Source organism: Dehalococcoidia bacterium, from assembly GCA_035574915.1.
Classification (GTDB): domain Bacteria; phylum Chloroflexota; class Dehalococcoidia; order DSTF01; family WHTK01; genus DATLYJ01.
The window spans coordinates 1-21,598 of sequence record DATLYJ010000091.1; the positions used below are offsets into that span (position 1 = coordinate 1).

Consider the following 21,598-nt stretch of genomic DNA (forward strand, 5'->3'; position numbering starts at 1 on the left):
GGCGGTCTTACTTCGCCGCCCACGTGTGGGTGCACGAGTTCCTCGACGGCAGCCTCGGCGTCTGGTACCGGGGTCAGTGGCTTGTGCGCGGCAGGGCTACCAAGCTCGACGCCCGCGTGAAGGCCCGAGACCGCCGGCCCGAACGGCCCGAGCGGAACCCCCTGCCCCTACCAACCCAGCCCCAGCCCAAGAAAGCTACCGGCGCCGGCTCCGACCCCTGGCGTCGCTGGCGTCCCGGCTACCTATCCAACGGCCGGACGGAATCACTCAGTCGTTAAGGACTCGATGGACAAAATCACTGAGCAGTTAGGTCCCATTATGCGGACAGAATCACTGAGCAGCTACACGATGGGCCGCCGCGCCGGCACCCCCGGCCGCCGCGGATATCGCTCCGGCGTCGGGCCCAGCTTACGCACCAGGACCAGCGACTGCAGCCGCCCGCCGGGCGGCGAGAATGGCAGCACTTCGGCGACCTCGGCGCGCAGCTCGCGGAGCGCCGCGGCCGCCTCCTCCAGCTCGCGGGGGGCAGCGCTTCCTTTCTGGGCCGCCAGCCAGCCCCCAGGGCGCAGGAAGGGCAGCGTGTACTCGAGCAGCACCGGCAGCGGCGCCACCGCGCGCGCCACGGCCAGGGCGTAAGCATCGCGGTGCTCGGGCTCGCGCCCCCAGTCTTCCGCCCTGCCCTCCAGGACACGGACGCCGTCCAGGCCGAGGCGCGCGATGGCCTGGCGCAGGAACGAGCAGCGCTTGCCGTTCGCCTCCACGAGGGCGAGGCTGATGCGGGGCCAGGCGACCTTCAGGGGCAACCCCGGGAAGCCGGCGCCGGTGCCGACGTCGATGACCTCACAGGAGTCGGTCATCACGCCGCGGTCGAGCAGCAGGCGGCCCAGGGCCAGGGCCTCAAGGAAGTGGCGCGACTCGATCTCCCGCGGGTCCCGGACGGCGGTGAGGTTGAAGCGCGTGGCGGCCTCGGCGATGAGGTCGCGGTATGTCTGGAAGGCCTGCACCTGCGACTGGTCCAGCGCGACGCCCAGGCGGCGGGCTTCCTCGGCGAATCCGGCCTCGCTCACTGCCTGATGTTAGCCTGCTCGTCCGGCATAGAGCTTAGGGGCTGGCCTCTAGGTGAAGTCCCTAAAGCCACTCTGTCCATCGCCGATACTTCCCAGGATGCCTGGAATAAGCGTTCAGACCGTCGTACTTGCCTTTGCCGTCCTGCTGGTCCTGATCGGGCTCGCGGGGCTGGCGCCCAGCATCCTGCCTTTGTTGCGCCGCCGCTGGCTTGTCGGCCGCCTCTCGAGCATGAGGGCGGACGGGCCGACCCCGGTCGAGCGCGACGAAAGGCTCGGCGCCTGGCCGTCGGAGGAGCCGGTAGCAGCGCCTACGAACGCGGCCCCCGCCGTGCGGGTACCGCACGTCATGCCAGCGCCGGCGGTGGCGCCGGCGGCCGCACAGCCGGCCGTGGCCGTGCAGGAGCCGGAGATCGCGCCCGTCTCCCCTGTGGTCTCGACAGCGGCGGCGCCCGCGGAAGGCATCGAAGCCAGCCAGCCCTCCCCTGAAGAGGCCTCGGAGGTCGAAGTCGCGCCCTCGCCTGAGGGCGGGGACGACGAAGAGGAGGAGGTCGACGACATGCTGGCCCTCTTCCGCGAAGTGAAGGTAGTGTCGAGCACGCCGCAGGCGCTTACGGAGGCCCTGGAGGTTGTCTCGGCAGGCGACCTCCTCGCTCAGGCGCGGGAAGTGCGGGACATGCTGCGCAGGGTTGGCTGACGGCGGGCGCGCAGCCAGAGGAAGCCGAGCCCCACCACCTCAGGGCCAAGGTTGGCCCAAAACCACGCCAGGCTGTGCTCCCCGCGGCGCCTCCGTCTCCGGCCACGAAACGGGGCGAGCAATGGCAGGCGGCCGCCGTTCCACAGGTCCCCGGCGAGATGAGAGACGTAACCGAGCGCGAAGCCTCGCCAGGCGCGCTCCGGCAGGACTGGCTTCAGGAGAGCACAAGTCGCCACCAGGCAGGGCAGGCCGTGGGCGACCCAGCGCGAAGGCGTGAGCCGGGCGACCCAACCCAGCGACTTGTCGACGACATCAGGGAAGAGATTGCCAGCGACCGCCGCGGCGGTGTCCGAGTTCGTCGCGTCGGCGAGCGCGACGCTGACGGCTATGTGGCCGAAGAACAGCACGAGCCCACGTTAGCAGGCGCGGCCGCCCGGGCAGAAGCTACTCCCGGGCCGGCTCCGGCACCGGCCGGACGATTGGCGTCTCCCGGACGAAGGTGTGGATAAGGGTCGAAGCGAGGAGAGCAAGGCTTGCCATGACCGCGAGCAGCGCGAACAGGGCGCGGAAGACCCCGACGCCAGGCGCCGCGTCGCCGGCGTTGAGGATGCCGCCGAGCACGCCCGCTCCGACGATGCTGCCGAAGTAACGCATCATCGACATCGTCCCCGAGGCCGCACCCGCGAGCTCGCGGGGCGCCGCCTCGATGGCCGCCGTGCTGGCAGCACCCGTGCCCAGGCCGGAGCCGACGCCCAGGACGGCAAGCGCCGCCGCCAGGTACGCTGTCGACACGTTGGCCGCGATGCCCGATAGGAGCATGCCTGCGGCGACAAGCTGGCACAGGCCGCCAGCCATCGCCGGCAGGCGCCGGCCCCGGGCGTCCGAAAGCCGGCCGCTGACCGGCGCCAGGGCGCTCATGAGGACCGAAAGAGTTCCCACCAGCAGCCCGGCTGTCCCAACACTCCCTCCTTGCACCTCCTTTATGAAAAACGGGACGCACAGGAGGGTCGTGTACATCACGAGGTTGCTGAGCAGGATGTAGCTGGTCGCGCCCGCGTAGGAAGGGCGGCGAAACAGGCGCCACTCGGCCAGTGGCAGCACGCTCGAGGCCTGGCGGTAGACGAACAGCGCCACGAAGGCCACCAACGCCGTGGCCTCGGCGGCGAGCACGACGGGCTCGGTCTGGCCGCGGAGGTCGCCCAGGAGGAGGGTGATGGAAGCAAGGACGCCGGCCAGGAACAAGGCGCCCGGCCAATCGATGTCGGCCCGAGCCGCCGACGGGCGGTCCCTGAAGCCGAGCAGCGCCAGGCAAAGCAACGCCGCACCGACAAGCGGCACGTTCACGAGAAAGAGCGCGCGCCAGGACCCGAGCCCCAGGAGCAGCGCTCCCAGCAGGGGGCCGACGGCGGCGGAGAGGCCGATGGCGGAGCCGGTCAGGCCGCTGGCCTCTCCCAGACGCTGGGTGGGCACTGTCTCGCGCAGCATCGCCGTCCCGTTGGGCAACACCGCGGCCCCGACGAGGGCCTGGGCCGTACGTAATGCCACCAGCATTTCGAACGACGGCGCGACCGCCGCCGCGAGCGAAAACGCCAGGAAAGCGATCAGGCCAAGGCGGAAGACCTTCGCCCGCCCCAGTTGGTCTCCGACCCGCCCGCCCAGCGGCTGGGCCACGGCCATGGCGATGAGATAGGCGGATACGAGCCACGTCACCTCGGCGTGGCCGGCGCCGAAGTCGCCCCGGATGTCCGGCAGGGCCACAGCGATCATGGTGGAGTTCAGGGGCGCAATGATCGTGCCCAGCGAGACAGTCGCCAGGAGCAGGGGATAGCTGAGCCCGGCGGCTGTGCCCGGAGGTCTGGCACTAGGCGGCTGATTCAAGGCCTGGTCCCCCGGGCGCCGCCTTCGCCGGGCCTACCGTCGCGGGGCAGGACACGCGCGGCCGTCTTACGGCGCCAACTATGCATGGTAGCCCTTCACTCCCACACGACCGTGTAGCGACTGCCGGGGACACCCTCCGCCTGCGTGTCCCGGACGCCGCCATGAAGAGCATCCGGAGCAAGGCCGGAGGCTGCCTCCGTCGACGCCCTGGCCTCCGTGGCGGCTGGTGATCGTCACAGCCGCTACCGCCTTCGTCGAGTATCCCGGCGCGCCAGAACGTCGCGCAAGGAATCCGCAGCCTGCTCCGCCGGCGTAAGTCAGTCTTGGAGGCTCAGTGTCAAAGTTTCCGATCATGGCGCTCCTGTCCCTGGTAGCGTTCTCGGCGGCCTGTAGTGGTAGCGATGACGCGCCCCGCGCCGCGAGCCCGACCGCGCCCCCGACGCTAGCGGCGCCGACCGCGACGGTGGCGCCGACGCAGCCCGCCGCGGTGGTACAGCCGTCGCCGACCGTGGCGCCTACCGAGGCGCCGCCGACCGCTCCGCCGCCGACTCGGCCGCCGGCCGTTCAGCCTACGCAGCCGCCTCAACCCACTACGCCGCCCCCGCCGCCAGCGCCATCCGGGCCACCGCCTCCGGTGCGATTCGAGGTGCGTGCCGCGAACCTCGCGTTCAACACCACGCACCTGCACGTCCGCGCCGGCACACAGGTGACAGCGGTGTTCCAGAACGATGACGCGTCTGTGCCGCACAACCTGAGCTTCAACGTGCCCGGCCTGGAGCACGGAGAGACGTGTACCGGGCCCTGCACGGTCAGCCAGACCTTCACGGCGCCCGCGCCCGGCCGCTACCAGTTCTTCTGCACCATCCATCCCATGGTCGGAGACTTCATCGTCGACCCCTGATGGCGCTGCGGACGGGTGCGCCGCCAGCGCGCGCCCGGCGCCGAAGAGGCGCGGGTTGGACTGATCTCCACGCCGCGGCGCCGCCCGATCAGAAGCGAGGGCGCGCTGTTGACAGGCTGAGCGCCCGCCCTGACAATCGCGTTCGACCTGTTGGGCTATTGGCAGGAGGCCCGCCATGGCACTCGTTTTCAAGATCGTCCCTGAGTACCAGCGCGTCGTGCGGTTCACTCTGGGGAAGTACGACGGCGCACCACGCGGACCAGGCTGGGTCTGGGTGATCCCATTCATACACAGCATCACGACCGTCGACCTGCGCGAAGAAGTCTTCGACGTGGAGCCGCAGACCTGCATTACGAAGGACAACGCGCCAGTGACCGTCGACATGCTGGTCTTCATGCGGGTCGTCGACCCGGAGATGGCGGTGCTGAAGGTCCAGAGCTACCGGCTGGCGGCGCGCGGCATGGCGATTACTACGCTCCGCGCCGTCGTCGGCGACCTCATGTTGGATGACGTGCTGGCGAAGCGGGAGCAGATCAACTCCGTCATGCAATCACGCATGGACGAGGTGACGGACCGCTGGGGCGTAAAGGTCAACGCCGTGGAGATCCGCGAGATCCTGCCGCCGCGCGACATCCAGGAGGCCATGAGCCGCCAGATGTCGGCCGAGCGCAACCGCCGCGCGGTGGTCACGGAAGCTGAAGGCACGCGCGAAGCCGCGGTGACGATTGCGACCGGCAACAAGGACGCGGCCATCCTCAACGCCGAGGGCGCAAAGCAGTCGGCAATCCTGAACGCGGAGGGCGCGCGACAGGCCGCCATCCTCAACGCCGAGGGCTTCTCCATGGCCCTCGAACGCATCTTCTCGGTCGCCAACCACATCGACGAAAAGACGATGATCCTGCAGTACCTCGACATGATGAAGGCCCTTGCGGGGAGCAGCGCCAGCAAGTGGATCGTCCCCATGGAGCTGACCTCCTTCGTGCAGGGCTTTGCCCGCAACCTGGCGTCGGCGGCCGGCGGCGACGGCGCCGGCTCCACCTCGGTTGCGAGCCCGCCGCCGGAGGCTGACAGGCGATAGTGGTGGACCGGCCGGCGGACGTCTCGGTTTCGGCCCGCATTACCCGCCTCATCGACCTCGCGCGAAACGAGGAGGCCTCGAAGCTCCTTGGCGTCGAGGGACTGCTCGAGGACCAGCTCGACATCACGTTTCTCGACGACCCGCTCGACTGGGTCGCGTATGACATCGCGCAGGCGATCAAGGCCGCCGACGCGGAGGAGGACGAGGAGGGAGCCGGACCTACCCTGGCGACGCTTGTCGCCGAACTGCGGCTCTACCGGCTGCTGAGGGGCGAGATCGACGGGATTGCCCTTGGTCGGCTTGTGCAGGGCTACCTCGAGGAGGACTAGTCCTTCCGAGATCGTCTCTGCCGGCGCCGTGGCCGGCCGGCGGCGCGCGCAGGAACGCAAGGTGCTTCTCGAAGCGCCGGGGCACGAAAAAGTTCAAGTTTTTCGCAGGTCAGGGACGCGCCGCCGGGTTCCCGCCTGTAGGGCCGGCGCGTCTTCCATGGACGAGCGTTTTGCCCCTTCCAGGAAGCCAGCTTTTGCGCCACGAAATGTGGCCGGCGAATGCGCTAATCTCTTGTAACGATGTTCCGCGTACGGTGCCTGGCGCTCTCTGCCCTGATGTCCGCACTCCTCCTTGCTTGCGGCGGGGGAGGTGAAGACAAGCCGGACGCCACGCCGGAGCCGACGCAGCCGTCGCTCGGGCCCGCGGAGCAGGCCCTTCAGCGCTATGTCGAAACGACGCTCCAGCGGCCTTTCATAGCGGAGTGCGCGAAGGCGGACGTTGCTCTGGATGTGAACAAGATCTGCGCCACCTTTCGAGGCGAGCGCGGCAACCTGCGCGCTTACGTAATCGGCCCGACGTTCTCGGAGGGCTCGCAGTGGGTGATCCTCGAAGACCGCGGCGGCCAGTGGGCCGTGGCCAGCACTACCATCCTCAACGCCGACACGGCGGCCGTGCCCGGGATCCCCTGGCCGCTCCGCACCGGTGTCGACGTCGTAGTTGCCGGTGGAAAGCCCTGCCTTAATGTCCGCGAGGGCCCCGGCCTCAACCAGAGGGCCGTCGACTGCCTTGCGGACGGGACGCGGCTCCGGCTGGCAACTGGCCCTGTAGCGCTCGACAACATCAACTGGTGGCAGATCGAAGGGCGCGCCGGCTGGGTCTCCGGCGACTACCTCCGCTATCCGGACGCCGCCCAGTAGAGGTGGAGGCTCATCGGCAGGTGGTGCAGGACGCCGGTTGAGGATGGGCGCGCCGGCCTCAGTTGTTCCGGGGGTTGCGGCCGGGGTCGTGAGAGCCGGCCATGGCGACGATGAACATCTCGAGCATCTCGAGTAAGTCCTCACGCGCCTCCATCAGGCCGTGGCCGGCGCCTTCGATGAGGGTCAGGCGTTTCGGTTGCCTGGCCCGCTCATAGATGTCCTCGCTTGCCTCAGGCGGGAGGACAGTGTCGGCGGTGCCGTGCACCAACAGCAGCGGCCTCGGCGCCAGGTTTTCGACCGTGGACGTGCCGAAGCGCTGGCTGGAGAGCGCGGCCACAGCCGTCACGGCGGGCGAAAGCTCTCCGGCCTTTATGACGACGGCGCCACCGAAGCTGTGCCCGACCAGCACTACGGCCCCGCCACCAATGCCCTTCAGGAACGAGAGCGCCCCCAGGACATCGAGCACGCATTCCTCGAACTGCCCGGGGATGCGGTAGTTGACACGCAGAGTGCTCAACCCCTTGCCCACGAGGCGCGTCGCGAGCTCCTTGTAGACGCCGCCGGCAGGCCCGTCGAAGCCGCCCATTGCGCCGCCGACCATCAGGGCCACGCCCGGCTGGCCCTCGCAGGGGGTGAACATGCAGTAGATGTCGCCGCGCGATGTGCGCAGGATGATCTGGAAGTTGCCGTCCGGGTCGCGGTCCGCGTGCACGCCCTCGATGTTGAGGGTGAGGTCCCCGGAGAGGTCCTTCTCGCCGCCGGCGTCGCGCATGCGCTTCCTCGGCTCTACTTTACCGTCGCCCTGTACCTCGCGACGAAACGCGCCATGCGTCTCATGGCTTCCTGCAGCAGTTCGTACTTCTGGGCGTAGCAGATGCGCACGTGGCCCCGGCCGGCTTCGCCGAAGGCGGAACCGGGCACCACTGCCACCTTCTCCTCGATCAGGAGCCTTTCGGCGAAATCGTCGTCGCTCAGGCCGGTGGAGGCGATGGAGGGGAAGGCGTAGAAGGCGCCCCTTGGCTCCACGAGGGCCAGGCCCATCTCGCGGCAGGACTGGACAACGAGCTTGCGCCGGCGGGCGTACTCCGCCAGCATGCCCTGCACGTCTTCTTCGCCGTTTTGAAGCGCCTCCAGGGCCGCATACTGGGCCGCCGTGGGTGCGGACATCATCACGTACTGGTGGATCTTCATCATCGCTTCCGTGAGCGCGGGAGGCGCGCACACGTAGCCGAGACGGAAGCCCGTCATCGCGTAGGTCTTGGAGAAGCCGCCCAGGAGCAGCGTGCGCTCCTTCATGCCCGGTAGCGAGGCGAAGCAGACGTGGTCGACGCCGTATACCAGGCGGTCGTAGATCTCGTCCGCGATGACGAAAAGGTCGTTCCTCTCGGCGAACTGGGCGACCGCCTCCAGGGCGGGGCGGTCCATCACCGCGCCCGTGGGATTGGCTGGATAGCCCAGGAGCACCGCCTTGGTCTGAGGCGTCAGGCGCTCCTCCAGGCTGGAAACATCGAGCCTGAAGCCGTTCTCCGGCGTGGTGGGCACGGGGACGAAAACGCCGCCGGCGAGCACGACCGCCGGCATATAGGCGACGTAGGCCGGGTCTGCCGAAAGGACTTCGTCGCCGGGGTCCAGGATGGCGTGGGCCGCCAGGTTCAGGGCCTCGCTGACGCCGGTGGTGAGGATGATCTCGTTCGCGGGGTTATAGCAGACACCATAGAGCCGCTCCAGCTGACGCGATACCAGCTGGCGCAGCTCGGGGAGCCCGTAATTCGAGGTGTACGCCGTTATCCCGTCTTCGATCGACCTGATAGCGGCCTGGCGGATACCGTTCGGTGTCTCGAAGTCCGGCTCGCCCACTCCTAGCGAGATCACGCCATCGGTCGTCGCGATCAGCTCGAAGAAGCGGCGGATGCCGGAGGACGAAATAAGGTCGAGGCGCTGCGAGACAGCGCCCCGGCGAGTCACTGGCTTCCCAGTCGAAACCATGGGCCGAGTATATGTTAAGCCCGCCCTCTGGGCCAGTTTCAACCGCTGTTGACTCGCCGCCCCGGCTGAGCGGGCCGGCGTAAGCGGCCGCGCCCGCGACTGAGGGACGCGACTGCAACACATCCGCCACCCTCGCAAGTGCCGCCGCGGGGCGATTTTGTGAGCGCCTGCAGCCAAGAATCAGACCTTGAACGCGCGACAACGCGCGAAATCTGGACCCAGCGAGGTGCTGCATGGACCCACCAAAGAAGGAACGCCTCTTGACCCTCGGCGGCGTACTCACCATGGCAGTCGGCCTGGCGCTCGCGGCGCAATCGTGGGCGGCGCCGGCGAACGGTACACCCCTGGCCCGGTCCGCGGACAAGGTCGTGGTCTGTCATCGCGAAGGCAACGGCTCCTCGCACGAAATCGAAGTCGACGACAATGCCCTGCCTGCTCACATGGACCACGGTGACGCGCTCGGCCCGTGCCCGACGGCGACAGGGATCCCCCAGACCGCCGTGACGGGCACCAGCACCGTGACCAGCACGCCGACTACGGCTGCGGCCACCAACACGCCCACAGCGACCGCCACCTCAAGTGCGGCCACGAATACGCCGACGGCAACCACCGCCGGCGCGACCAACACGCCGACGGCCACCGCCACCACCGGCGCGGCGACCAACACGCCGACGGCGACCGCCACCACCGGCGCGGCGACGAATACGCCGACGCCAACCGAGACCGTCGTCAACGGCGCTCTGGGCATCGAGGCCGGCGCTGGTCCCGGCGCGGCCGGCGGAGTGCAGGGCGGCGCTGACCTGGCCGTCGCGCCGGTGGAGCAGCCGGGCGAGGGCGTCCAGGGCGCTGCTGGCCTCCAGGAGCAAGTCCTCGGCGCCAGCCGTGAGGGCGTCCTCGGCGCGGCCCGCGCAACCGGCCTGCCCAGCGCCGGCGATGGAGGCGAGCCCGGCGGCGTCGACTGTCTGCTGGTCGCGGGCGTAGCGCTTGTCCTGATGGGCGGAGCCCTCGCGGCCTCGCGCTTCACCGCCCGCGGCTAACGCCGCCACAACCGAATAGAGCCTCCCCGGCCCGCCTCCGATCTGGAGACGGGCCGGTTTCTTCAAGCGGCCGGCCGTAGTTCAGGGCCATCGCCGGCAGGCTGCTTCCTATTGCGCCCGCATTCCCGTGCGGGGGATGCGCCGGCTTCGTGATGAATGCTCCAGATATTCCCCGCCTGGCTAGGCGGGTCTGTCAGCCGTGATAGGCAAGAGTGAGATCAGGAAAGCCAAGGAGGAAATCTTGACGAAGAACCGGTTTGTCTCGTTTGCGGGCCTGGCCGCACTCTTGGCCGGGCTGGCGATGCTTGCCTACTACGCCGCTTCGCCGGCAGCACCGGCCCTGGGTAGTGACCATGGTGCTTGCTCCAGCGCCGAGCACCTTAGCGTCGAGGGCAGCAGCGACTCCATCAGCTTCAGCGCGCCGGCCGGCACGGTTATCGCCGGCGTCTGCATCAAGTCCGGCGAGAACATGTTCGGTGGGGGACACAGTCCCCTGATCTCTGGCGACTACAACGACGGCTGCTACGTCGTCGACTTCAACGCGGGCATGACCTCCGTAACCGTGACGCGCGTCGGTAGTGGACCGAACTGCCAGGGGTTGAGCCACATCGACGTTGACGCCAGCGTCGCCACCTCGCCTACGGCGACGTCTACGCCTCCCGGGCAGGGCATAACGACACCGACTGCCACGGCCGTGCCGCCGACGGCGACTCAGACCACCGTCCCGCCGACGGCGACACCCACGGCCCCGGGGCAGGAGCCGACCGCCACGGCCACGAGCGTCCCGCCGACGGCGGCAGGCACAACTGCGCCAACGGTTACTCTCACCCCGGTTACAGGCGGCGTCATCGTCCAGCCGACCAGCACGCCGGTGACCGGCGCCGGCGGTCTGCAGGGCGGGGGCGGCGAGCTTCAGCAGGAGGTACAGGGCGTGACTCAGGCCCCGCAGGAAGGCGTCACAGGAGTTCAGGGTGTCGCCGGCGCTACCCGCCTCCCGGGCACGGGCTCCGGCGGCTCCAGCGAGCCGGGCAGCGGTGTCCTCGTTGCCGGCCTCGCACTCGTGCTGCTTGGCGGCGCCCTCGCCTCGTCTCGCCTCATCATCCGGGACTAGACCGGCCTACTCCGGCGCCGGTGTCATTCAGGCCCGCCCCTCCCGTGAGGAGGGGCGGGCCGCAGATCTCGCGCTGGGATGGAGCGTTCAGACTGGCGGGCGTCTCGTCGACCAGGAAGTGGCCTGCTCGTAGGCGTGCGCGACGCGGAGCATGGTTGCCTCGTCGAAGGGCTTCGCCAGCACCTGCAGGCCGACAGGGAGGGGCTTACCATCGATCTCAACGAAGCCTGCAGGGACCGACATTCCCGGCAGGCCAGCGATGTTGACGGGCAGCGTGAAGATGTCGCTCAGGTACATCGCGAAGGGGTCGTCCACCTTCTCACCGATCTTGAAGGCCGGGGTCGGAGAGACGGGGGTGAGGAGGACATCGTACCTCGCGAAGGCGGCGTCGAACTCGCGCCGGATGAGGGTCCGGACCTTCTGCGCCTTCAGGTAGTAGGCATCGTAGTAGCCCGCGGAGAGGGCGTACGTGCCGAGCATGATGCGGCGTTTCACCTCATCCCCGAAGCCGTACTGGCGCGTGCGCTCCATGTTTTCCCACATGGAGGCCCCGCCCTGGTAGGAGTACCCGTACTTGACGCCGTCGTAGCGGGCGAGGTTAGCGGAAGCCTCGCTCGGGGCGATGACGTAGTAGACCGCCAGGGCCGCGTCAGTGCTGGGCAGCGAGACCTCGAAGTCGACCTCAGCGCCCAGGCGTTCGACCTCGTCGATGGCGGCGAGGAAGGCCTTGCGGACGCCAGCGTCGAGGTTGTCCGGCAGGTACTCCTTCGGGACGCCGACGCGCAGTCCCTTGAGGTCGCCTGTCAGAGACCTCGTGAAGTCCGGGACATCGAGGGGCGCTGAGGTCGAGTCGCGACGATCGTGTCCGCAGATGGCATTCAGCACCAGTGCGGCGTCGCGGACGGTGCGAGTGAAGGGACCGATCTGGTCGAGCGAGCTGGCGAAGGCCACGAGGCCGTAGCGGCTTACGCGCCCGTAGGTGGGCTTGACGCCAACCACGCCGCAGAGAGCGGCGGGCTGACGGATGGAGCCGCCCGTGTCGGAGCCAAGGGCGAAGAGGCACTCGCCCGCAGCGGTCGCCGCGGCCGAGCCGCCGGAGGAGCCGCCCGGGACGCGCTCGAGGTCCCAAGGATTGTGGGTCGGGAAGAAGGCCGAGTTTTCCGTAGATGAGCCCATGGCGAACTCGTCCATGTTCGACTTCCCGACCATCACGGCGCCCGCGGCCTTGAGGCGCTCGATGACGGAGGCGTCGTAGGGCGGCACGAAGTTCTCGAGCATGCGCGAAGAGCACGTCGTGCGCACGCCGTTGGTCACGATCACATCCTTGACGCAGACCGGCACGCCGGTCAGTGCGTCCGCCTGGCCGCGAGCTATCCGCTCGTCGGCGGCGCGCGCCTGGTCGAGGGCGAGGTCGGAAGTCACCGTGACGTAAGCCCGGATGCTAGGGTCCACTGCCTCTATGCGTTCGAGCACGGCGCGCGTCAGTTCGGCTGAGCTGATCTCCCGCCGGTCGAGAAGGTCGCGGGCTTCGCTGATTGTCAGGTAGTGAAGTTCGCTCACGCGGTCACTCTTCGAGCACGGCACGCACCCGGAGGTAGCCGTCCTGTTCCGACGGGGCGTTGGCGAGCACCAGGCGCCGGTCCAACGAGGGCTCCGGCTCGTCCTCGGCCACGACACCTTCGAGGGGCAGCGTGTGCATGGTCGGAGGGACGTCGTCGGTCGGGATAAGCTTCAGGACCTCGAAGTGGTCGAGGATATCCGAGAGCTGGTGCTGGAACTTCGCGACATCGTCCTCCGTAAGGCCCACGCGGGCCAGCTTCGCGACGTGGAGCACCTCTTCGCGGCTGAGGGGCACTGCTGCCTCCTTTCGACACTCTCCCTACAGGAAGCATAGGGCGCGGCTGCTGCAGGGTCTAACCCGGTGGCATCGCCCGCGGGCGGCTGATACGATGGCTTGCGGCGGGTGAGGAGGTGGCTTGAGGGACACCCTTCGCGGCGGGCAGGACGGTGCCGGCGGCCAGGCAGGCACGGAGCCGTGCCCGGCTGAGCCCCCGGCAGGCCTCGACCAGGTCTCATTAGGGCAACCCAGTTATGTGTGGCGCTTCGGCCAGGAGCGGCGGCTGGAGATGATCCGCCGCCATCTGCCTCTGGAGGGCGCCCGCGTCCTCGATATCGGGTGTGGCCTGGGGGCATACGTCCGCCGGTTCACGGACTTCACGGACCGAGCCTACGGCATCGACATTGACCTTGCCCGCCTCAAGCGTGGCTCGGAGGCGGGCGTGCGCGGCCTCGCCCTCGCTGTGAGCGAGTCGCTCCCCTTCGCGGACGGCGTCTTCGACGGCGTCCTGCTCAATGAGGTGATCGAGCACGTCCGCGATGACCGGGAGACGTTGCGGGAGTCGCTGCGCGTAACCAGGGAAGGCGGCAAGGTGGTGATCTTCGCGCCCAACCGCTTCTATCCCTTCGAGACGCATGGCATCTACGTGGGCAAGAAGTATGTCTTCGGTAACATCCCTCTTGTGAACTACCTGCCGGACACCCTGCGCCGCCGCGTAGTCCCGCACGCGCGGGCGTACACGCGCGCGGGACTCGAGGCCCTGACGCGCGGCTTGCCCGCGCGCTGGGCGGAGTGGACCGTGGTCTACCCCGGCTTCGACAACATCATGGCCCGGAACAAGGCCCTCGGTTCAATCGCCCGCGGCACAACCTATCGCCTGGAGAGCACCTGGCTGCGCTGGTTCGGCCTGTCGCACTTCCTGGTGCTGGAGAAGCTAGCGGCGGTCCCCGCTTAGACCATGGCAACGCAAGGTCGCAACGGCAGGAACGGTAATGGTGCGCGCGCCGCGCGTCGCAGGGCGAGGCGGAGCGTCCACGGGCGAGCTTCCAAGGGCCTGAACCGGTGGCTCGGCGCCTTGCTCATGGTCGGCATCCTCGGCTTCATCGCCGGCCTGATCGCGATAGTAGCGGCCTACGCCTACTACCAGGACATCGCGGACGCCCTCGTAGCCCCGGACGAGTTGGCGATCAACCAGCCTTCTTTTGGCGCCAAGATCCTGGACCGGAACGGCAAGCTGCTCTACGAGTACGTGGACGACCGCTCCGGACTGAGGCGCCCCATCAAGCTCGCCGACATCTCGGATGCATTCCTGGCCGCGACCATCGCGACCGAGGACGACAGCTTCTTCACGAACCCGGGCATCAACATCCGCGGCCTCGCGCGCGCAGCATGGGAGAACAGCCCCTTCTCCGGCACGGCGAACCTCTTCTCCGGGTCGGGCGGGAGCTCGATCACGCAGCAGCTCGTGAAGAACGTATACATCGGCCAGGAGACGGTCTCGCAGGCCACCCGCGCCGACCGCGAAATCTCCGACCTCAAGACCGAGATCACGCGCATCCAGACACAGACCGGCGTCGTCCGCCCCTTTGACAACGCCGCGGAGACGGAGGCGCTGCTCGCGGACCTGCAGTTGAGGCAGCGTGAGCGGCCTACGCCGGCGCTGGCTACCCACCTCGACCTGGTCAGCCGATTGCTCGCGAAGCAGAAGGAGCGCGACCGCCTGGAGAAGGAGATCCTCGAGCAGCGCCAGACGCGCTCGGTCGAACGCAAGCTCAAGGAGATCGTCTACGCGATCGAGCTGACGAACCGCTATTCGAAGGAGCAGATCCTCGAGTGGTACGTCAATCAGATCAGCTACGGCGGCGTGTACAACGGCGTGCAGGCGGCGAGCCTCGGTTACTTCGGCAAGCCGGCCAGCGAGTTGACGCTCTCGGAGGCGGCGTTGCTCGCCGGTATCCCCCAGTCTCCCGCGGCCTACGACCCCGTCAACAACCCGGAGGGCGCGCGCCGCCGCCGCGACCAGATACTGGACCTGATGCACCGCCAGGGCCGGATCCGCATAGGCCACGACAAGTACTTCGAGCTGACGGAGGAGCAGCTCATCGCCGCGAAGGCGGAGCCAGTCGAGATCGCAGTCAAGCGTTTTCCCATCGAGGCGCCGCACTTCGTGCTCCAGTACGTGCAGCCACAACTGGAGAGGCTCTTCGGCCGCGACGCCCTGTTCCGCGATGGCCTCATCGTCACGACCACCCTGGACCTCGACCTGCAGCACGAGGCCAACAACATCCTCGAGCGCTGGATTCTCGAGTTCGAGCGGACATCGGGCACCCACAATGGCGCCACCATGGTCCTCGATCCCAGGACGGGCGAGGTCCTGGCGATGGTCGGCAGCCGGGACTACTTCCGCGAGGATATCCAGGGCAAGAACAACAACGTTACTGCCTGCAACTCTCCCGGCTCATCGTTCAAGCCGTTCGCCTACCTCACGACGTTCCTCGAGCTAGGCTGGGGTCCGGGCACGCTAATCCTCGACACGCCGGTGACTTACAAGCAGGTGGACGGGACCGAGTTCGTGCCCACAAACCCTGGAAAGAACTTCCAGGGGCCGATCACCATTCGCAACGCGCTCGGAAACTCCCTGAACATCCCGGCCAACAAGGCGGCTGCTGCCGTTGGCCCGGAGAAGATCGTCACCCAGGCGCGAAAGATGGGCTTCGTAAAGTCGTTCCGGAGCAGACAGAACGACGGCTGCTCTGCCGGGACTTACGGGCCCGCGATCGCTACGGGAGGCGTCGACATCACACTGGAAGAGATGGTCTTCGGCTACTCCGTCTTCGCGAACGGCGGAATGATGCGCGGGATGACGCCGTTCCCTCCGGGCCACGGCGCCGGCGAGCGCAAGCTCGACCCCATCGCCATCCTGAAGGTCGAAGACGCGCAGAAGCGCGTCCGATTCGACGTATCGCAGCGCCGCGGCGAAGAGCGCGTGGTCAAGCCGGAGTTCACCTACCTGATCTCGAACATCCTCTCTGACCCCTCGGCTCAGTGCATAACCTTCGGGTGCGGCGGCATCACGGTGCCGGGCCGCCAGGTGGCTGTGAAAACAGGGACCAGCGAGCCCTTCGACCCCAAGGGGCCCTTCGCCGGCATGATCGGCGAGACCTGGACTTTCGGCTACACGCCGGACATCGTGGTCGGCGTGTGGGCCGGCAACTCGGACAACACCCCGATCCGGCCGAACATTTTCAGCACCTCGATAGCATTCCGGGCGATGCGCGACACCCTGCAGGCCTGGTACGCCGGCCGGCCGAGTACGCCCTTCGAGCGCCCGGAGGGTGTGGTCGAGGAGACCGTGTGCGTGCCATCCGGCAAGAGGCCGACCCCCCTCTGCGGACGGACGACGCGGGACATCTTCGCCAAGGACAGCCTACCGAAAGAGGACGACACCTGGTGGCAGCGCGTGAGGATCGACGGCCGTACTGGCCTTCTCGCGACGCCTTCGACGCCGCCGCAGTTCGTCCAGGAGCAGGTGATGCTCGCGATCCCCCGCGAGCTAATGCAGACCGAAGAGGACCGGAAGCAATGGCAGGAGTGGGCAGACACACTGGGTATCCCGCTCGCGCCGACTGATTTCAGCCCGGCGTCTGCGGGCGGCGGGACGACGCCCGACCTGCCGGCGGCGATCTTCTCACCCGTGCCGGGCCAGACTGTGACGGGCCAGGTTACGATCACGGGGCGCGCCTCCACCACCAACTTCCTCGCCTATACGCTCGAGTACGGCGCCGGAGTGACGCCCACAGGCTGGCAACAGATCACGCAGAGCACGAACCAGGTGGCTTCCGGGCCGCTCGGCACCTGGAACACGCAGGGCCTTGCGCCCGGCATCTATACCCTGCGCCTGGTCGTGGTCGACCGTAGCGGCCGCCAGGTGGTGGCGTCAGTTACCGTGAGCGTCGGCGCGCCAACTCCGACGCCTGTCGCGACGAGCCCAGCGCCGCGGCCGTAAGGAGGCTCACGGCGCTTCCGCCAGGCTGGAGGCGCCCGCGAGCGCGGCCAGGGCGCGGTCCAGGTCCGTCACGCTCTCGATGTCTCCGGCCACCCTGAGGAAGGCCGCGAGCGAGGGGCTGAGGCGGCGCAACTGGTCCACCTTGGGGCCGATGGGGTTCGTCGCCCCCGGGCTGCCAGCCTCCCCCGCGTAAAGGTTGATGAAGGCGAAATAGGCCTGGTTAATGCGGCGGATGTAATGGCCGTTCGCCGCCAGGTACTGACGGCGCTCTTCCATCAGCGCCTCGGCCTCGTCGATCCTGCCGGCCGCGAGCAGCGTATCGACCTCGCCCCGCAGCTTGACGAGCTCGGCGCGCAGGTCGACCGATGAGCCACCTCGCCGCGGTGTCACTTCGCCCGTGCCGTTCGCCGGCGCTTCCGTCAGCGGCCAGCGGCGGACAACGGCCTCGGCCACCTCGCGACCGACGAGGTCCGCCACTGTCTCGTTGATCGCGCGCAGATCGTTGCTGTGGTAGTAGCGGATGCCCAGAGGGCGGAAAACGAGGTAGTTGTGCACCCACTCGTGCGCCGCGACCTCGACCGCCTGGCGATAGCTCGAAGTGTAAGCGACCACAGTCGGGTATGCGCCGACGCCAGACACGGGGAAGGACAGCGCGGAGACGCCCCCTCGTCCTTCCCTCTCCTTTTCGATGCGCTCGACCTCGTCGATGTCGAGGCCGGCGCGGAGCAGTTGGCTGTCTATAAGCTCGATGCGGTCGCGTGGTGAAACGGCGAGCGTCCTCGGGGGCGAGGTGAACTCCATGTCGACGGGCGGCCAAACCGTGTCGGGCAGGACCCAGAGGCCGCGCCTGATGCCCTCTTGCTTCAGGACCTCCGTGATCCGCCGCTCGATCGCCGCCTCCGCCTGGTTCTCGAGGCGATTGCGCTCGCGCAGGGCCTCTGCAGCGGCAGCGCCGGCCTCACGGCCTGGCCTCTCAGCCCTCTCCACGGCCGTCAGGAACGAGCGCAGGGCCTCGTCCTCCTCGGCCACGGTGGGCCGGCCGCGAAAGATCGCGCCGAACTCGTAGAGCCACTTGTTGGGGAAGTTCCGCACCTCCCAGGCTGGGACGTCGAACTCGTTCGGGCCGGGCCTGAGGCTGAACGCGTCCTCGACCGCCGCGGCGGCGCCGACGGCGCCGGCTATGATCGCAAGCAAGGTCACCACGCTAGCTGCCCGGCCGCGTCTGGCGGTCCGGGCGGCACCGCTGTCGTCAGCCATGACTCCACCGTACAGGCCTGGCCCAGGCGGGCGAAAGGCCCCTGTATAATCGGAACCACGATGGCCGGACAAGTGGCCGAATCCGCCCTTCCCCGGAAGGGCCGCCGCGACGCAGCCGGCGCATCCCCCGCGGACTCCGGGCAAGGAGTGCTCGGCGCCCGCTCCCTCGCCTACCTCATAGACTCCGTCCTCCTCGCGATCATTTCGGTCGCCTTCGTGGCCGCGGGAGCGCTGTTCATGCTCATCGAGAGCGACTGGGGACGGATCGATACGCCGGACTCGGCGCGCTGGGGCTTCGTCTACGCGTCGCTGCTTACGGTGCCGGCCTGGGCCTCGTTCAACCTGCTCCTCCTCGCGCGCCGTGGCCAGACGGCAGGCCAGTACATCATCGGCGTGCGGGTAGCGCGCGAGGACGGCGGCGAGGCGGGACTGCCCAGGCTCTTGCTGTATCTGCTGGCGCTCAACCCGCTGGTGTTCCACCCCTGGCTGGCGGTCTTCTGGGCGCTCCTGGCCTTCGTCGCCTTGAGCATTACCGAGAACAACGTGCTCGTCCTCGGCAGCCTGGCGGTAGCGGTCCTCTGCCTTGCCGCGCCGGTGGTAGCGCTCCTGGCTGCGACGCCAGGAGGCGGGCGCCGGGCCCTCCACGACCGGGTGGCCGGCACGAAGGTGGTGCGGGTCGAGTGAGGCGCCGCAGAGCACTGGGAGCGCTCTTCGCCTTTTGCCTGGTGGTTACGATCTTCTTTCTCACGCTCGCCCAGGCGAGCGGGGCACGCGCCGGTCCCGTGCTCCTCGGCCGCCTGGCCAGCGCCATGGTAGAGCTGGATCGGTGGGCGCCGCGCCACAGCGACGACCTGGCGGAAGCGGCCCGCGACCGCACCAGGCCTCAGGTCGCGGTCGAGGGGTTACCACTGCGGCTTTCCATCCCGACCTCGGTCGCCGCCTCCGGCGACCCTGAGGCGATCCGGGACGCCATCATGTCCGCCGCCGGCCAGAGTCTGTGGCGCGACGGCCGGGCCGCCTTTGTCGACGATGAGGGCGTCGTCGCGGGCGACATCTCCATCACGAGTCCCGTCCGCTGGACGATCACCACTTTGAAGCAAGACCGGAACGACTTCTGGCTAGTGGCGACGGCCGCCGCCGGCGTCGCCAGTCTGGCTATCGGCCTCCTCACCCTGTTTGCCGCGCCCGGTGGCTTTGCCGTGGTAGCGCGCGGCGCTCTGGGCGCAGGCGTGCTGTGCGTGCTGGCCTTCGGCGCGATCTGGGCGCTCATGCAGGCCCTCGCCGGCGCGGCGATGGCGCCCGCAGACATCGAGCTGGCGCGCATCGGGAGGGACTGGGCCTGGATGGGCCTTCGCGCCGGATTCGCGACAGGCCTCGTCGGCCTCGCCGGCCAGGTCGCGGTCTGGACGGCCCAGCGGGAGCGGCGATATGAGCGCTGGCCGCGTGCTGCCGACGAGCCTGCCTGAGGAGCCCGCGCCTTGGTGGCCGGAGCGCCTCGTGCGGCCGCACTCCTGCTAGGCCTCGCGCAGGCGTCCCATCCCTTTCCGGTCGCGATTGTCCTGGCGCTCACGGCTCTTGTGGGCATCGCGTCCGGCCCGGCCGACGCCTACCGCCTCGCGCTGGCCACGCTCGCCATGCTTCTCTCGCAGCTCGCCATCGGCTGGAGCAACGATTACCTCGACCGTGAGTACGACCGTGCCCACCGGCCGGAGAAGCCCGTGCCGGCGGGGCTGGTGCCCGCCCGGGTGCTGCCGCCGCTCACGGCCGCGGCGCTCGCATCGGCTGTGGCCGTGGGCGCGGCGCTGGGCCCTGATGTCCTGGGCCTCTTGCTGGCCGGGACTGCGTGCGGACTTGGCTACAACCTCGCCCTCAAGCGCACGCCATTCAGCTGGGCGGCTTACGTCCTCGCCTTTGCGCTGCTGCCGGCCTACGTATGGGCCGCGCTGGACCAGTTCCGCGGCGAACTCTGGTGGCTGTACGTCGTCGGGGCTCCGCTCGCCCTGGCAGCGCACATCGCCAACACGCTGCCGGACCTCGCGGAGGACGCCTCTTCCGGCCAGGGCGGCCTGGTTGCGCGGCTGGGGCGGCGCAGGGCCATAGCCCTCCTGTTCGGCTGTCTGGCACTACCGCCGGCCTCGACTGCCCTCACGGCCCTCTGGCTGGAGTACGCCTGGCGAATACTTCTACCAGCGCTGGCCGGATATGCCGTTTTCGTGTCGGCCGCCGCGACGGCCTACAGGAGCGTGGCCCGGCGGAACGCGTCGCTCGCATTCCGGCTCATCGGCGTAGCCGCGGTCTTGCTCGCCTCGGCGTGGCTGGCGGCGGTCTAGAACTCGTCCAGGCAGAACGGCGGTGTGCGCATGGCAAGGAGGATGTCCGCCACGGCCAAGGCGCGCGGGTGGTGGGCTTCGATCCGCCCTGCGCGCGCCAGGTTGGTTGCGCTGCGGTAGCCGTTGTAGAGCTGCGCCAGGCCGCGGGCGTCAACCGTGAGCATCGGTTCCTCGCTACAGCGCTCGACGGCGAAGTGCGCGCCGGCGGAGACGATCTCCCAGACCCCATCGTTCCAGGGGCATGCCTCGTCCACGACCCTGACCACGACGCGGCCGTCCGCGTAGGCGGGTCTTTGGCTGAACGCCTCCGCCAGGTCGACGAGGCGCACAAAGAGGCCGTAATGGCGCTCGCCTTTGATTTGTTCCGGGTTCGCGACCGCTTCCAGGACCGGCTCGTCGGCGCCGACCCACCAGGTCACGGTCTTGACGAGGTCGAAGCTCAGCAGGAGCTCCAGCAGCGCGCGGTAGGCCGGCGCCGTATTGGCGATGAGCTCCCCGACTTCCAGGACGCGGTCGTCACCGGAGCCTGTTGTGCGGAGGAGGGCATGGCCCTCCACGCGACCATCCGGACCGCGATAGATGAAGGTCTCGCGGCCCGGGAAGAGGAAGATCATGCGCCAACGCCACTCGTCTCGAAGGAGGACGCTGTTCCGGCGTGCCGCCCACTCCCTGTAGCTCCCTTCGACGAACCTCCAGTCGTCGGCGCCCAGTCGCTCGACTCGCCCCGGCGGCTTCGGGCCCTGGGGCAACTCGATGTGCTTGGGGTTGAAGCGCAGGTTGATGCTATCGGTGCAGATCTCCCAGCCGTAGCGCCGATAGAGCGCGGGGTGGGGCGTCCACAAGCCGCTCAGGACATCGCCGATCTCACGCGAGCGGCGCAGCGTCTCACGGAGCAACGCGGCGATCAGGCCCCGACGCCTGGCCTCGGGCATCGAGGCCACGCTGGAGACGCCGCCCATGCGCAGCCGCGCGCCCTCGAGGCCGAGGGCCATAGGGGCGGAGATCACGAAGGCCTGGAGGACGCCGTCCTCGAAGGCGCCGAGCGTCCACTCCGGCTTCATCATCGCGATGTAGCGGGCGGAGTCGTCGTGCGGACTCATGAACGCGGTCCGCTCGACAGCGGTCCAGCGCTCGACGTCATCCTCGGTCAGCACGCGGATATCGGTGGGCATGTCAGGTGGGACTCACGGGCCAGCAGTCTTCAGCGCTTGGGCGCGGCCGAACGGCGC

General features: G+C 68.7%; 22 protein-coding genes. 13 read left to right on the plus strand and 9 right to left on the minus strand.

Going from position 1 to position 21,598, the window contains the following annotated elements; translation table 11 throughout:
- The coding region (locus VNN10_08705; protein HXH22096.1) for a hypothetical protein at window positions 1–278 on the plus strand (278 nt) is incomplete at its 5' end.
- A gap of 63 nt (window positions 279–341) precedes the next feature.
- On the opposite strand, the gene rsmG is transcribed toward VNN10_08705, so the two are convergent.
- Window positions 342–1,067 (minus strand): 16S rRNA (guanine(527)-N(7))-methyltransferase RsmG, encoded by a 726-nt coding sequence (rsmG, locus tag VNN10_08710; protein HXH22097.1) that lies wholly within the window; start codon window positions 1,065–1,067, stop codon window positions 342–344.
- Between the two features lie 97 nt (window positions 1,068–1,164).
- On the opposite strand from rsmG, the gene VNN10_08715 reads away from it, so the two are divergent.
- On the plus strand, window positions 1,165–1,761 hold the full coding sequence (locus VNN10_08715) for a hypothetical protein (GenBank protein ID HXH22098.1): 597 nt from the start codon (window positions 1,165–1,167) through the stop codon (window positions 1,759–1,761).
- On the opposite strand, the gene VNN10_08720 is transcribed toward VNN10_08715, so the two are convergent.
- Window positions 1,719–2,168: a metal-dependent hydrolase gene (locus VNN10_08720; protein HXH22099.1), complete on the minus strand. Its 450-nt coding sequence runs from the start codon at window positions 2,166–2,168 to the stop codon at window positions 1,719–1,721. The two genes, VNN10_08715 and VNN10_08720, sit on opposite strands and share 43 nt — an antisense overlap.
- Before the next feature lie 37 nt (window positions 2,169–2,205).
- Entirely contained in the window at window positions 2,206–3,639 is a 1,434-nt protein-coding gene (locus VNN10_08725; GenBank protein HXH22100.1) for an MFS transporter, read from the minus strand.
- 634 nt (window positions 3,640–4,273) lie between these two features.
- On the opposite strand from VNN10_08725, the gene VNN10_08730 reads away from it, so the two are divergent.
- The 4 genes from VNN10_08730 (at window position 4,274) to VNN10_08745 (ending at window position 6,805) form a co-directional block, all read left to right on the plus strand.
- Window positions 4,274–4,540, plus strand: coding sequence for a cupredoxin domain-containing protein (locus VNN10_08730; protein HXH22101.1), 267 nt, complete (start codon window positions 4,274–4,276; stop codon window positions 4,538–4,540).
- A gap of 175 nt (window positions 4,541–4,715) precedes the next feature.
- Window positions 4,716–5,618, plus strand: coding sequence for an SPFH domain-containing protein (locus VNN10_08735; protein ID HXH22102.1), 903 nt, complete (start codon window positions 4,716–4,718; stop codon window positions 5,616–5,618).
- Window positions 5,618–5,947, plus strand: a complete 330-nt coding sequence (locus VNN10_08740; protein HXH22103.1) for a hypothetical protein — start codon at window positions 5,618–5,620, stop codon at window positions 5,945–5,947. The genes VNN10_08735 and VNN10_08740 overlap by 1 nt, the downstream gene beginning before the upstream one ends.
- Window positions 5,948–6,187: 240 nt before the next feature.
- Entirely contained in the window at window positions 6,188–6,805 is a 618-nt protein-coding gene (locus VNN10_08745; GenBank protein HXH22104.1) for an SH3 domain-containing protein, read from the plus strand.
- A gap of 58 nt (window positions 6,806–6,863) precedes the next feature.
- Here the strand turns inward: VNN10_08745 and VNN10_08750 are convergent, their stop codons facing one another.
- The gene (locus VNN10_08750; GenBank protein HXH22105.1) at window positions 6,864–7,577 is read right to left on the minus strand and encodes an alpha/beta hydrolase; all 714 of its coding nucleotides are present in this window, start codon (window positions 7,575–7,577) and stop codon (window positions 6,864–6,866) included.
- 14 nt (window positions 7,578–7,591) lie between these two features.
- A complete protein-coding gene (locus tag VNN10_08755; protein ID HXH22106.1) occupies window positions 7,592–8,791 on the minus strand; it encodes an aminotransferase class I/II-fold pyridoxal phosphate-dependent enzyme in 1,200 nt (399 codons plus the stop codon).
- 233 nt (window positions 8,792–9,024) lie between these two features.
- Here VNN10_08755 and VNN10_08760 point away from each other — a divergent pair, with 233 nt between their 5' ends.
- Together VNN10_08760 and VNN10_08765 are read left to right on the plus strand one after the other, a co-directional pair.
- Entirely contained in the window at window positions 9,025–9,828 is an 804-nt protein-coding gene (locus tag VNN10_08760) for a hypothetical protein (GenBank protein ID HXH22107.1), read from the plus strand.
- 241 nt (window positions 9,829–10,069) lie between these two features.
- On the plus strand, window positions 10,070–10,939 hold the full coding sequence (locus tag VNN10_08765) for a hypothetical protein (GenBank protein HXH22108.1): 870 nt from the start codon (window positions 10,070–10,072) through the stop codon (window positions 10,937–10,939).
- A gap of 87 nt (window positions 10,940–11,026) precedes the next feature.
- On the opposite strand, the gene gatA is transcribed toward VNN10_08765, so the two are convergent.
- Window positions 11,027–12,499: an Asp-tRNA(Asn)/Glu-tRNA(Gln) amidotransferase subunit GatA gene (gatA, locus tag VNN10_08770; protein HXH22109.1), complete on the minus strand. Its 1,473-nt coding sequence runs from the start codon at window positions 12,497–12,499 to the stop codon at window positions 11,027–11,029.
- Window positions 12,500–12,503: 4 nt separating this feature from the next.
- Window positions 12,504–12,794: an Asp-tRNA(Asn)/Glu-tRNA(Gln) amidotransferase subunit GatC gene (gene gatC, locus VNN10_08775; GenBank protein ID HXH22110.1), complete on the minus strand. Its 291-nt coding sequence runs from the start codon at window positions 12,792–12,794 to the stop codon at window positions 12,504–12,506.
- Between the two features lie 121 nt (window positions 12,795–12,915).
- Between gatC and VNN10_08780 the strand changes: the two genes are divergently transcribed.
- A complete protein-coding gene (locus VNN10_08780) occupies window positions 12,916–13,731 on the plus strand; it encodes a class I SAM-dependent methyltransferase (GenBank protein ID HXH22111.1) in 816 nt (271 codons plus the stop codon).
- 3 nt (window positions 13,732–13,734) lie between these two features.
- The gene (locus tag VNN10_08785) at window positions 13,735–16,782 is read left to right on the plus strand and encodes a transglycosylase domain-containing protein (GenBank protein ID HXH22112.1); all 3,048 of its coding nucleotides are present in this window, start codon (window positions 13,735–13,737) and stop codon (window positions 16,780–16,782) included.
- Window positions 16,783–16,788: 6 nt separating this feature from the next.
- Here VNN10_08785 and VNN10_08790 read toward each other — a convergent pair whose 3' ends face one another.
- On the minus strand, window positions 16,789–18,039 hold the full coding sequence (locus tag VNN10_08790; protein HXH22113.1) for a hypothetical protein: 1,251 nt from the start codon (window positions 18,037–18,039) through the stop codon (window positions 16,789–16,791).
- A 60-nt stretch (window positions 18,040–18,099) separates the two neighbouring features.
- Between VNN10_08790 and VNN10_08795 the strand changes: the two genes are divergently transcribed.
- From VNN10_08795 to VNN10_08805, 3 genes are read left to right on the plus strand one after another with little or no spacing between them, the layout of a single operon-like run.
- Window positions 18,100–18,723 carry an RDD family protein gene (locus VNN10_08795; protein ID HXH22114.1) on the plus strand — a complete coding sequence of 208 codons (624 nt, stop codon included), beginning with the start codon at window positions 18,100–18,102 and terminating at the stop codon, window positions 18,721–18,723.
- Between the two features lie 41 nt (window positions 18,724–18,764).
- Window positions 18,765–19,505: a hypothetical protein gene (locus tag VNN10_08800; GenBank protein HXH22115.1), complete on the plus strand. Its 741-nt coding sequence runs from the start codon at window positions 18,765–18,767 to the stop codon at window positions 19,503–19,505.
- A gap of 15 nt (window positions 19,506–19,520) precedes the next feature.
- A complete protein-coding gene (locus VNN10_08805) occupies window positions 19,521–20,369 on the plus strand; it encodes a UbiA family prenyltransferase (protein HXH22116.1) in 849 nt (282 codons plus the stop codon).
- Here the strand turns inward: VNN10_08805 and VNN10_08810 are convergent.
- Window positions 20,366–21,541, minus strand: a complete 1,176-nt coding sequence (locus VNN10_08810) for a GNAT family N-acetyltransferase (protein ID HXH22117.1) — start codon at window positions 21,539–21,541, stop codon at window positions 20,366–20,368. The genes VNN10_08805 and VNN10_08810 overlap by 4 nt on opposite strands.
- Between the last annotated feature and the right edge of the window lie 57 nt (window positions 21,542–21,598).